We start from the raw sequence: 12363 nt of genomic DNA, 5'->3' as shown, positions 1-12363 counted from the left end.
GAGAGACATAGTAATATATGTTTCTCTAGTCTTTTACTTAAGTAGATATTTTATACTGTCATTAATTAAATTTTTACGAAATTGCAGTGACGATCGCTGGATCTATTGAGTATTGATAGATCAAATACCACTCTTTTAGTAGGGAGATCCTATGTCATTGCAATCTGCATTAGATGCATTAAACCAAAAACGTTATCAAGAAGCGGTTGAATTACTCGAACAATTCTGCCGCGATTGCGCTGAACACAATTCCTCAGATTATCTTTCAGCACAGATGTGGTTGATGAAAGCCTATCAAGCCACAGGCGAAACCGAAAAAGCCAAGGCCTTGTGTCAAAAGTTAATCATGAGTGAAAATCCCCAGGCTCGCAGTTGGGCAGAACAAGCCAGTCAATCCTTTCGCCAAACGCCACCTAAAGCTAGCCAAAAAGCTGGTCGTGCCGTTACCACTGGGATGAAATTAGCAATGGGGGGAGTGGGTGGTAGTTTGGCGTTAGCTTCTGGTGTCACCATGACCTTGCTGTTTGGCATGGTTTTGGCTTTAGGTTTGAGCATAGTATTTATTTTGGGTAACGATAATCCACTCCAAGGATTAGCGATCGCTATTGGTATTACCCTAGTTTTTAATATCGCCGCCTTTTTCATATCTCCATTCATCATGGACTTAACCCAAGGCTGGCTTTACCAAACTCGCTGGGTAGAGTTGGCAGAAGTTGAAACCCTCAGTCCAGAGACAGCTAAAGTTATTCGCCAAGTCTGCGAGCAGAAAAAGCTGAAAACGCCGCGTTTGGGAATTATTGACGACCAAAACCCCACGGCTTTTACTTATGGCTCATTACCGAACAGCGCCCGTTTAGTCGTCAGTCAGGGACTTTTCACATACCTCGATGACGACGAAATTGCTACCGTCTACGCCCACGAATTGGGGCATATCGTCCACTGGGACTTTGCAGTGATGACAGTAGCTTCTACCTTAGTGCAAATTTGTTACCTGATTTACAGCACAGCCAGAAGATTTGGGCGTGGTGGTGGTGATAGCAAAATCAAAGATGCGATGCAAACTGCTGCCTTAGTTGCCTACGTGTTTTATGTCGTCGGTACTTATCTAGTGCTTTACCTCTCTCGCACACGGGAATATTTTGCTGACCACTTTGCAGCCGAAAGTACGGGTAATCCCAATGGATTGTCCCGCGCTTTAGTGAAGATTGCCTACGGAATTTTAGAAGAAGGTTCGCGGGCACAAGAACCCAGCCGTTTAATTGAAGGAACTCGCGCCTTGGGTATCTATGACCATAAAGCCGCCGCTTCCACAGGAACTGCCTACCGCATTGCATCCGATACCCAAAAAATCGGTCGCGTCTTTCTGTGGGATATGTTTAACCCTTGGGGCTGGTGGATGGAGTTAAATTCCACTCACCCATTGACAGGTAAGCGAGTTCGTGCATTAAGCAACTATGCTGAACAATTGGGTTTACCGACTGAGTTTGATATGGGGCGAGTTATTGGAGAAGGAAAAACTCTTAATAAAAGTAGGCTTTACGGCAACTTCTTTTTAGATGTTGTACTCTACGGCGCTGAAACTATTGGTTTCTTCGCTGGCTTGGTAATAGGTGTGATTTTGTTGTCAAGTTCGCAAAACACAGGTTTAGTATTGGGTGCGCCACTAATTGGCCTAGGGATTGGAATTCTCATCAAAGCCTTGGTGATGTTCCCCGACTACAAGCAAGCATCGGAAACCGATATTCTCACTTTGATGTCAGACCCTTATGCCAGTCCGTTGCGTGGACAACCCGCAAAACTTGAAGGTCAACTTATTGGTCGTGGCGACGCTGGTTATAAATTTGGTTCCGATTTAAAAATTCAAGATCGTAGCGGGATGCTTTATTTGCATTATGCCTCACGCTTTGGCCCCATCGGCAATTTTCTGTTTGGGATGAAGCGAGTCCAAAGCTTGATTGGCGAACAAGTTGGGGCTGTGGGTTGGTTCCGTCGAGGTGTTGCGCCTTGGATGGATTTGATTCAACTCCAAAGTAAAAATGGCACTATTGTCAACAGTTATCATCGCTTCTGGTCATTCATCCTGGGCGGTGGATCGATTATCCTGGGAGTGGTCTTGATTATGTTTTTGAGCCGCAGCTAGCAAAGTTTCTAGGCTGCTGTCGAAGCATTTCTCAGTCCATCCAAGCTTTAATTTGTCAGGAGGTGGTTAGTAACTGCCTCCGTTTTTTATGGAAGGGGGCAGTGTTTCGACTACGCTCAACAACCAAACAGGAGGCAGGGCAATACGGCGATCGCATTTGTTGATTTGGCATTCGCATTTGTTGATTTGGAGTTCGCATTTGTTGATTTGGCGTTCGCATTTGTTGATTCGGCGTTCGCATTTGTTACTAAAAGCTTACTTATGCGTTAAACTTGTTTGCTGCCTTTTACCAGGTTCGCCACCACTGTCACCAACTCTTCTGGCTCGATTGGCTTGGATACATGAACTTGGAATCCAGCTTGCAGAGCGAGCCTGCGTTCTTCATCTCTAGCAAATGCCGTTAGTGCTACAGCTAGAATCTTCTCCTCTTGTTCTGCTTCCTGCGCCCGCACTTTCCGAATCAGAGAATAACCATCCTCATCTGGCATTCCAATATCACTGACTAGCACATCTGGTTTTAATCGTTCTAGTGCTTCTAGAGCTTCACCTACTGAGCTAACTGCCCTCACCTGCCCTCCAGACTGTTCAAGAATGAAGGCAATTAACTCCCGCGTATCGGCATTGTCATCTACAACAAGTATTTGCAAACCGTTGAGTATTGAGAGGTTATCTACTTTTACTTTACTCTTTTTAATTAACTGCTCTGGTTGCGGTTCTACAAGAGGCAACAACACTGTAAATTTTGCTCCCTTTCCTTCCCCTTCGCTAACTGCGTAGACTGTGCCTGAGTGCATTTCTACTAAATGGTGTACAATTGCTAGCCCCAGCCCTAAACCATTGTCTACTCTAGTAGTTGTGCTATCAGCTTGACGGAAGCGCTCAAAGATATAAGGTAGAAAGTCAGTACTAATTCCCTTACCTGTGTCAGAGACAGTTATCTGGACATTTGAGTTTACCTGTTCGAGATGTACTTCAACTCGCCCTCCGCTAGGTGTGAACTTGACGGCATTAGAGAGCAAATTCCAGACAACTTGTTGCAGGCGTTCGGCATCACCCATAATTTGACCAACTGAAGAGTCAAGATTAAATTCAACTTGAATATCCTTAATTTCAGATGTGGGATGTACAATTTCAATTGCCGCCTGAATTATCGGCACAAGGTCAACTTTACAAATATTTAGGCGAATTTTTCCTTGTACAATGCGTGAGATATCCAAGATATCTTCAATCAGTTTTCTTTGAAGTTTGGCATTCCGCTCGATTGTCTCCAATGCCTTAGAGGTTATTGCTTGATCCCATTTGCGAATACGTATTACTTGAACCCAACCCAGCATAGAATTGAGAGGTGTACGAAGTTCGTGGGAAACGATCGCTAAAAACTCTTCCTTGATGCGGTTAGCTTCTTGGGCTTGCTGATAAAGTTGGGCATTTTCAATGGCGAATGCTGCCCGTTGAGCAAGTTCTTCAGCCATTTCTAGGTCTACAGTCGTGTAATGGCGTCCTGGTTGTGCAGACGCAAATAGAATTGTCCCCAGCTTGCGTTCGCGTACTAACAGTGGCACTACCATCTGAGACTTAACTTGGAGTTGACGCAGCAGACTAAAGTGTTCCTCGTTCGAGGACTTTTTCTGTAATGAAGACTCAAGAATGTTTGTAACCAGTTCTGGCTTACCAGTTTGTAAAACTTTCGCTGGGCCATAATCAGCATCAACAGAAATTGGATAGCGTTGTTGGAGTTCTCGGATCAGCGTGTCCTTCGCTGGTTCAGATGCAACGATGACTGGGTTAGTGAAGACGGGCAAATTATTTTCGATGACATCCACAATACACCAATCGGCAAGGGTAGGCACTGCTAATTGCGCGACGCTGGTTAGAGTAGTGCGATAATCCAAAGAAGATGCCAATACACTACTTGCTTCAGCCAAAAAATTAGAGCGTTTTTCTGCCGCTTGGGCTGCAATTCGGGCGGCTTGCTCATTGGAGAATAACTGCTGGCGCTGCAACTCTAAACGCCGACGGTGACTAATGTCACGCATTAGCCAGCGCAGAGCAACTGGTTTACCTAACTCATTACGAACGGTAACTACTGTCAAAGCAACATCAAAACAGATTTTTTCTCGTGGTTGTAAACACACCTCCCATTCCCCGCCCCGGTCGAGCTGCTGTAATTGAGTTAGGTAATTAAAAAAAGCCTGATGATCTGATTGGGCGATGAAAGTAAGCAGCGGTTTGCCAATCAAAAATCGCTGTAAAACATTGAGGTGTATGGTAGCAGCGCGGTTAGCTTCCAATATAGTGCCAAATGTATCAGTTACCAAGTAAGCATCAGGTGCAAAATCAAATAATTCTTGGTAGCGCTGACGCTCCTTCTCTACTACGATTCGTGTTGTTTGTAGTTCCTCGGAGGCAATTTTTAGTTCTTCTAAAGTAACTTGAAGTTCTTCAAAAGCTTCTGCTGTTAGCTCTTGCTGTGAATACGGCTCACTTATAGTCTTTTGCACTAATCCCGTTACCCGTGAGCGCAATGTCTCTATTTGTTGACTGAAATCGTCTACATCCATATTGCTCACTTTGCAAAGACTAAGAAGCGTAAGTTAGATAAAATATTTGGTAATAATCATAAATCTAAACTTACACTAAAAGCCGATCTCAAAACTATTGCTCAAAAGATAGAGTTTGTCTTGACAACACAATTTATACAAAGTGAATTAGACACCTAATATTGTGTCTCAACCTCTAATTCCGATCCTAAAATAAAGAATTCATAAAGAAATCACTAGGTGAGTTGATTATTGAAGCTGGTTTTCCTTCTGAAAGCTCATGCGATAAAGGTCATGCGATCGCCAACAATCTTTGGGCTGGTACTGTGTGGGTAAATTGCTATGACCAAGGGAGGATTTTCTCGCTTTGTCCCCTTGTCTGTTTATTCATCCCCTTAAATCTGAAAAAAATCGATTTTAGGAGGATGATGAATGTGATATTTGATATGGGGTGGGCATGATAAATAGATTATGCACACAACCCTAAGAGAATTCTGATGATCAATGCGCTCACTACTAGATTTCGTCAACTTATGGCTGAAAAAAACAGCCTAATTGGCAGATATGACCCGAAAAACAAAACCAAGCGTTCTTTAGTACTGTATACCTGCATAGGATTAATAGGTGGAATTCTGGCATTGTTGTTAATGGCCTCCCCAGGAATAGCCCAAAAACCACAACCCCAACAACCTTTATTAGTAGCTACACGAGTTATACCGCCTTTTGTACTATCAAACAAAGGCGAGCTATCAGGATTCAGTATCGACCTCTGGCGCAAAATTGCTAACCAAATAGGTGTAGAGTCTAAATTTATAGAGTATTCCACAGTGCCGCAACTGCTTTCGGCTATTAAGGACAGCAAAGCCAACTTAGGGATTTCAGCCATCTCGATTACAGCCGAACGCGAGCAGAATTTTGATTTTTCATTACCTATTTTTTCTGGGGGGCTGCAAATTATGGTAAGAAACGCAGAGAGCAACAGCAGTGCGTTCCCAAATATTTTGCAATTGTTTTTCTCTACTAGCCTCTTGCAAGTAATAGGCGTTGCCCTAGTGCTAATTGTTGTAGCAGCCCATATTATTTGGTTATCTGAGCGTCATCACAAAGATGGCATGATTCCCAAATCATACTTTCCTGGCATTTTCAAAGCCTGTTGGTGGGCAGCTGCCACCTTAGCAACCCAAGCTGACGAAATGCCCAAGGGAGTAATGGGACGCCTAGTAGGTATTATCTGGATGTTCATCGGAGTACTTTTTGCCGCCTACTTTACAGCCAGCGCGACTACCTCATTGACAGTGCAACAGCTTCAGGGCGATATCAGGAGTATAGACGATTTACCCGGCAAGGTAGTAGCCACAACTGCGGGTAGTACAGCGGCCACATACCTGCGAGAACATAAGATTTCAGTTTTAGAAGTTACCAAGATTGAGCAAGCTTACAATGCTCTGCAAATAAAAAAAGCTGATGCCGTAGTGTTTGATGCGCCTGTACTCCTCTTCTATGCTGCCAACGAAGGCAAAGGAAAGGTACAAATTGTTGGCAGTATTTTGCGTGAAGAAAGCTACGGTATCATTCTGCCCAATAACAGTCCCTACCGCAAACCAATTAATCAGGCTTTGCTGAGTCTCAAAGAAAATGGCACTTATCAATCGCTATATGATAAGTGGTTTGATGCTGAAAAATCTTGAAGAAAGGAGCAGGGGAGAAGTTGCAGTAAGTCTTTCCCCTCTGCCCCTCTGCCTCTTCCGCCCAATACCCAATGCCCCACTCCCTACTCCCCACTCCCTTCTTTCGCCAGTTGAGCTTTTGCCTGTTGCCAGAGAGTTTCTAACTCATTCAAACTGTAATCAGAAAGGGGACGGTCAACAACCGCCTCCATTTTTTCTAATCGCTGGACAAAGCGCTGATTAGTGCTTTGCAAAGCGGTGCTAGGGTCAAGATTATGCCAACGTGCTAGCTGAATAACTGCAAATAGTAAATCGCCTAATTCTGCTTCTTGTCGTTCGGGTGTTTCCTCAGCTAAAGCCTGTTGGAACTCTCCCAACTCCTCATGAAACTTATCCCAGACGCCCTGAATATTTTCCCATTCAAACCCGATCGCCGCAGCCTTTTGAGAAATCTTCATCGCCGCCGTCAGTGGGGGAAGAGTACGTCCATAACGAGCGAGTTTAGCACTAAATTTTTGGGCGTCTGGAGATACTTCGCCCTTTTCCGCAGCTTTGATTTGTTCCCAATTTTGCCGCACCTCATCCACACTGGCAACCGACACATCACCAAACACATGAGGATGACGGCGAATCAACTTTTGGGAAATCCCCTGAGTTATTTCCTTAAGAGAAAACTGCCCAGATTCGCTAGCGATTTGGGCTTGTAATACCACCTGTAATAATAAATCGCCTAACTCCTCTGCGATCGCACCCTTATCCCCACTCTTAATTGCATCCACCACCTCATAAGCTTCCTCAATCACAAAAGGCGTCAAAGTTTCCGCAGTTTGAGCCAAATCCCAAGGACAACCACCATCAGGCTCACGCAACTTCGCCACCACCTCAATCAACTCCTGCAACGCCCCCAAAATCTCTTCTTGCTTTTCCATACCTCTGCGCTTCCCTTAGCGTTCCTTTGCGTTTAAATTATTTCTTCACTCTCGGACGACGACTACCACCCCTCACTTTCCGCCTCTTAATTTTGCCACTAGGAAGCAACCCCCGAACCCCCTGTTTTCGCACGCGCTTATAAGCCGAACCCCCCCAATCGCTGAGAGAATGACTCATCGCACCGAGTTCCAACCCCAAAAACAAAGCGATATATTCAGTATCGTATTGCACGAGCGATCGCCCCACAGTTTGTCCCAAATCCTGCCAACTAAAACTTAGATTCCATAACCTTTGAGCGATCGCCAAAACGACCATTGCCAAAATAGCAAGCAAACACCCCAGATAAATCACCCGTAAAATCGTACCAATAATCGGCCCGTGGGATAAAAAAGAACGATGCCGGAGACTTTTTTGATAAGGTAGCCAAATCCAGCGCAAGAAACCCCAGCGTTGGAATTGCACAGAGTAAATATCCAAATCGGGGCCAAACATCAGCCCACCAAAGAGAAACCCGCCTGCAACCAACAAAGTCGCACTGCTACTGCGAGTTTGCCAAAAAGTAACGCCCGCCACCAATGGCAGAGCATACATAGTAATGCGATCGTGCGTCCGACCAGAGGGCATCCTAAATCCTGTTAGTGATAGCGGGACGTTGAGCCAGTGCTGAGTAACTGAATACTGAGTCAGTATAAGAGAAAAAAAGATTTTCTTGAAACTACTAGCGCAATGCGAAATCTTTTGCTATATTAGTTAAGGATTAGTCAAACGGGCGGTTAGCTCAGTTGGTAGAGCGCCTGCCTTACAAGCAGGATGTCATCAGTTCGAGTCTGGTACTGCCCATTCAGTAAATAAAGGCTAGAGACACCTTAGATAGAGTTTCTAGCCTTTTTGGATTGATTTGTGGTATTCCTTAATTATGGCAGAGGACGCTGGCGAATCTGATCGCGCTCTCATACCGTGAACCCCTCCTCAAATTGCAATCCTTCTATCTCTAGTAAATTTAACAATAGTATGGCTGGCTCCTCTGGAATATGGGGGCGAAACCGCAAATAAATCACACCCCTTGGTGATGGTAATCTTAAGCGATAGATGAGTTCGCCGTAGTCGCGATCAAACGTTAAAATCACCCGTTGCTCATTAGCGGCACAAGTCAAAACCTCTGTATCTTCAATACCTGGAGAATTCTCTATCACCGAAGCAACATCATAGCCCGCTTGCCGTAGCAGCCGCACACTGGGCAATGGAAAGTTCTCATTCGCCAGAAACCGCATTACTTGGCCTCAGTAGACAGCAATGGTGTGTAGAATACATCCTCTTTGAGACACTCCGCGGCAAACGCGAACACAGCTTGGATTGCAGGAGCACTGAGAGTTGGATAGCTTTCTGTAACTTGCTGTTCTGTCCAACCTTCGGCAAACAACCCCAATATGAATTCCACAGATAGCCGCGTTCCTTTGACGACAGGCTTTCCAAGGAGAATTTTCGGGTCTGAATGAATATAAGTTCTCCAATCCATACCAGTTTACCTTTATCGGGCTTCATTTATTATGAGCGATGCCTATGGTGGGCTGCGCCAACGCACCACAAGATATTCCGCATTTTTATCAGATTCGTCAAAAATGCAGTAGTTGGAAAGTAAGTTTGCTATGGCAACAATTGACTCAAACTCCAATAATTAATCACTAGTTAATATTGAGGTAAGAAGGTCAGGATGAGACAGATGTGGGCAATGTCCAGAAACTAGCTCAATGGCATCGACTCCTAAGCGCTTGCGTGCAGCGTAACGCGACCATGTAGGAGATATTATTCGGTCATTGGCACAAACAATATATTTACGCTCAACATGCGGCAAAGCTTTTAAAGGATTCGTTTCAAGTATATATGCCATAGATTGTTGCGAACGACTTTTCGAGATTGCCCACTGTGCTACATCCGGTTGACAATCATGATAGAAAAAATCCCTTAATACTGCTTCGTCAGAATAATCTTTGCCTACGGAAGCTGGTTCAAACATATCAGGCTCATCGTAGAACTGTTCGAGTTTAGTTGGGTCTTTTGGCTGGTAATTGAATGATTTGAGCGTATCAGAATCAAGACGATGAGAAAATTGGTCGAGTGTACTAACTCCAGGATATGGAAGTAGCGCCGCCACAAACACTAGTTGACGCACTTTTACCGCTTCTGCAACCAAGGGAATTATAGTACCAGCCATTGAGTGACCGACTAGGACAATATCATCATCAGTTTTTGGCAACGCTTGAATTACTACATCTGCAAATTGGGACAAAGTAGTAGATGCATTTTCAATTGGCAAATCCATTGCTACGGTTTTGTGACCCTGTGATTCTAAGTGGGGAATTAGCAAATCCCAACACCAAGTGGCTTGGAAAGCACCGTGAACTAGACAATATAGACTCATATCAATTGAATAGTGGTAATGGTAGACGAGTTTTTTAACTTTTCTTATTTTTTAGCAAGTTTTAAAACTTGACCAGGTAAGTTACATCAACACCTGCTATATATTCAAACAGCAGTTAAAACAGGCTGAAAAGGTTGCAATAAAATACCCAAAATTTTATCAACTTCTTTAATATAGTATTCAGTCGAATCTATATAAACAGTTGTCGCTTCTAAAAATAAGAACTTCCAGTTAGTTCCGCTAGTAACCGAGCCATAGATCCGCCCAACTTCATTGCCTTGATTTTGATTGAACAATTGCGCTGCAATCATTGCCGCTACACATTGACCAAGACCGCCGATAATATCTTCTTTTTTCGCTTCAAAAATAAACATTACCGGAGCAGAAATAAATAATTGCTCTTGGGAATTACTGATTATATAATCGCAAAAACCTTGTAAGCCTTGAGTCGCATCAACATTAAATTCATTTCCAGAGAACAGCGAAATTTTATTATTTAATAATCGTCTGACCTCTGCGAGGATTGGTGCAATTAAAAACTCTGACCTTGCTTTTTCGGTTGAAATCGCAGTTGCTAAAGGAATGTAATCTATTAAAATAGTGCTGAGAGTTTCTGATGGTGTAACAGGTTTTGTATCAACAAATAAATTCCGAGTTTCATCGAGTGTTAAATTAAAACTCTTTTTCACCTTGGCGAGACTAAAATCGCTGTATGCCATCCTTCCACCTTGTGATTATTTATTTTTAAGAGACTTCCAAATAAAAAAATATCCAACTTTTCTTGTGGGGTGGATATATTGTCCGCCTCTGGTTACGGGCGGGCGAGACGCCCACCCCACAAGATTGCATAATTTATTTCTTGAAAATCTCTTAACGTGACTTCGACTGCGATTCAACTTTATCTTGATTTGCCAACTCTTTCGCTCTCGTCTGGGAATCAAACTTTAAATTATTATCCCACTGTTGTGCTTTGCCAAACTTTTCAACAGCGCCATTAATATCATCATTTCGCGCTAACTTCTCACCTTGGATAACTAATACTGTAGCAGCTTGAACCAAACGCGATCGCGTTTGGCATGATTGCAACTCTTCTAACACTTCAGGATGGGCAATGAGGTAATTATTTAGTAACTTGCAACCACTAAGTAATAAATTGTCGAAATCTAAATCCCATAAAATTATTGTTTTGTCAGCACTCGCAGAAGCTAACTGTTGTCCATTGGGGCTAAAGGCGACGCTATATACCCAAGTGTTATGACCGGTAAGGGTCTTGAGGAGTTGACCGCTGCTGACATCCCAGATTTTGATGGTGTCGTCAAAACTAGCAGAAGCTAACTGTTGTCCATTGGGGCTGTAGGTGACGCTATTGACTGGACTACTATGACCAGTAAGGGTTTTGAGAAGTTGACCGCTGCTGACATCCCAGATTTTGATGGTGTTGTCAGCACTTGCAGAAGCTAACTGTTGTCCATTAGGGCTGTAGGTGACGCTATTGACTGGACTACTATGACCAGTAAGGGTGTTGAGGAGTTGACCGCTGCTGACATCCCAGATTTTGATGGTTTTGCCAGCACTCGCAGAAGCTAACTGTTGTCCATTGGGGCTGTAGGTGACGCTATTAACCGGACTACTATGACCAGTCAGGGTGTTGAGGAGTTGACCGCTGCTGACATCCCAGATTTTGATGGTTTTGTCAGCACTTGCAGAAGCTAACTGTTGTCCGTTGGGGCTGTAGGCGACTCTATTGACTGGACTACTATGACCAGTTAGGGTTTTGAGAAGTTGACCGCTGCTGACATCCCAGATTTTGATGGTGTTGTCAGCACTTGCAGAAGCTAAGTCTTTTCCATTGGGGTTGTAGGCGACGCTATTGACTGGACTACTATGACCAGTTAGGGTGTTGAGGAGTTGACCGCTGCTGACATCCCAGATTTTGATGGTTTTGTCAGCACTCGCAGAAGCTAAGTCTTTTCCATTGGGGCTGTAGGCGACGCTACTGACCAAACGGCTATGACCAATCAAGGTTTTGAGGGCTTGACCGCTGCTAACATCCCAGATTTTGATGGTATTTTCAGCACTCGCAGAAGCTAACTGTTGTCCATTGGGGCTGTAGGTGACGCTATAGACCTCACCGCTATGACCAATCAGGGTTTTGAGGAGTTGACCGCTGCTGACATCCCAGATTCTAATGGTTCTGTTATCACTCGCAGAAGCTAACTGTTTTCCATTGGGGCTGTAGACGACGCTATTAACTGGACTACTATGACCAGGTAGGGTTTTGAAAAGTTGACCGCTGCTAACATCCCAGATTTTGATGGTGTTGCCAGCACTCACAGAAGCTAACTGTTTTCCGTTGGGGCTGTAGGCGACGCTATTAACTGGACTACTATGACCAGTCAGGGTTTTGAGAAGCTGACCGCTGTTGACATTCCAGATTTTGATGGTTTTGTCAGCACTCGCAGAAGCTAACTGTTGTCCATTGGGGCTGTAGACGACGCTATTGACTGGACTACTATGACCAGTTAGGGTTTTGAGGAGTTGACCGCTGCTGACATCCCAGATTTTGATGGTGTTGTCAGCACTCGCAGAAGCTAACTGTTGTCCATTGGGGCTGTAGACGACGCTATTGACTGGACTACTATGACCAGTTAGGGTTTTGAGGAGTTG

12 protein-coding genes and 1 tRNA gene are annotated in these 12363 nt (G+C 44.1%); 4 read left to right on the top strand and 9 right to left on the bottom strand.

Features of this window, described 5'->3' with window-relative positions:
* Window positions 1-151: 151 nt before the first annotated feature.
* Window positions 152-2140 carry a zinc metalloprotease HtpX gene (locus V7K53_RS09625; protein ID WP_335197301.1) on the top strand — a complete coding sequence of 663 codons (1989 nt, stop codon included), beginning with the start codon at window positions 152-154 and terminating at the stop codon, window positions 2138-2140.
* A 55-nt stretch (window positions 2141-2195) separates the two neighbouring features.
* Here V7K53_RS09625 and V7K53_RS09620 read toward each other — a convergent pair whose 3' ends face one another.
* Both V7K53_RS09620 and V7K53_RS09615 read right to left on the bottom strand, forming a co-directional pair.
* A complete protein-coding gene (locus V7K53_RS09620) occupies window positions 2196-2381 on the bottom strand; it encodes a hypothetical protein (protein ID WP_335197299.1) in 186 nt (61 codons plus the stop codon).
* Window positions 2382-2406: 25 nt separating this feature from the next.
* On the bottom strand, window positions 2407-4701 hold the full coding sequence (locus V7K53_RS09615; RefSeq protein ID WP_335197298.1) for a PAS domain-containing hybrid sensor histidine kinase/response regulator: 2295 nt from the start codon (window positions 4699-4701) through the stop codon (window positions 2407-2409).
* A gap of 224 nt (window positions 4702-4925) precedes the next feature.
* Here V7K53_RS09615 and V7K53_RS09610 point away from each other — a divergent pair, with 224 nt between their 5' ends.
* Both V7K53_RS09610 and V7K53_RS09605 read left to right on the top strand, forming a co-directional pair.
* A complete protein-coding gene (locus tag V7K53_RS09610) occupies window positions 4926-5141 on the top strand; it encodes a hypothetical protein (protein WP_335197297.1) in 216 nt (71 codons plus the stop codon).
* A 36-nt stretch (window positions 5142-5177) separates the two neighbouring features.
* A complete protein-coding gene (locus V7K53_RS09605; RefSeq protein WP_335197296.1) occupies window positions 5178-6368 on the top strand; it encodes a transporter substrate-binding domain-containing protein in 1191 nt (396 codons plus the stop codon).
* 83 nt (window positions 6369-6451) lie between these two features.
* Here the strand turns inward: V7K53_RS09605 and mazG are convergent, their stop codons facing one another.
* Window positions 6452-7276, bottom strand: a complete 825-nt coding sequence (mazG, locus tag V7K53_RS09600) for a nucleoside triphosphate pyrophosphohydrolase (RefSeq protein ID WP_335197295.1) — start codon at window positions 7274-7276, stop codon at window positions 6452-6454.
* 37 nt (window positions 7277-7313) lie between these two features.
* Window positions 7314-7901, bottom strand: coding sequence for a metal-binding protein (locus tag V7K53_RS09595; RefSeq protein WP_335197294.1), 588 nt, complete (start codon window positions 7899-7901; stop codon window positions 7314-7316).
* A 143-nt stretch (window positions 7902-8044) separates the two neighbouring features.
* Between V7K53_RS09595 and V7K53_RS09590 the strand changes: the two genes are divergently transcribed.
* A tRNA-Val gene (locus V7K53_RS09590) sits at window positions 8045-8117 on the top strand.
* A 110-nt stretch (window positions 8118-8227) separates the two neighbouring features.
* On the opposite strand, the gene V7K53_RS09585 is transcribed toward V7K53_RS09590, so the two are convergent.
* The 5 genes from V7K53_RS09585 to V7K53_RS09565 all read right to left on the bottom strand — a co-directional run.
* A complete protein-coding gene (locus tag V7K53_RS09585) occupies window positions 8228-8548 on the bottom strand; it encodes a DUF5615 family PIN-like protein (RefSeq protein WP_335197293.1) in 321 nt (106 codons plus the stop codon).
* Window positions 8548-8793: a DUF433 domain-containing protein gene (locus V7K53_RS09580; RefSeq protein WP_196509598.1), complete on the bottom strand. Its 246-nt coding sequence runs from the start codon at window positions 8791-8793 to the stop codon at window positions 8548-8550. Before V7K53_RS09580 ends, V7K53_RS09585 begins: the two co-directional genes overlap by 1 nt.
* Before the next feature lie 159 nt (window positions 8794-8952).
* Window positions 8953-9696 carry an alpha/beta fold hydrolase gene (locus tag V7K53_RS09575; RefSeq protein ID WP_335197292.1) on the bottom strand — a complete coding sequence of 248 codons (744 nt, stop codon included), beginning with the start codon at window positions 9694-9696 and terminating at the stop codon, window positions 8953-8955.
* A 104-nt stretch (window positions 9697-9800) separates the two neighbouring features.
* Entirely contained in the window at window positions 9801-10415 is a 615-nt protein-coding gene (locus V7K53_RS09570; protein ID WP_335197291.1) for a hypothetical protein, read from the bottom strand.
* Window positions 10416-10566: 151 nt separating this feature from the next.
* Window positions 10567-12363 (bottom strand): WD40 repeat domain-containing protein (locus V7K53_RS09565; RefSeq protein ID WP_335197290.1); only part of this gene is annotated, 1797 nt, incomplete at its 5' end.

The organism is Nostoc sp. (assembly GCF_036917355.1).
Taxonomy (GTDB): Bacteria; Cyanobacteriota; Cyanobacteriia; order Cyanobacteriales; family Nostocaceae; genus Nostoc.
The sequence above is the reverse complement of the archived record's forward strand: the minus strand, read 5'-3'. Positions and strand labels throughout refer to the sequence as shown.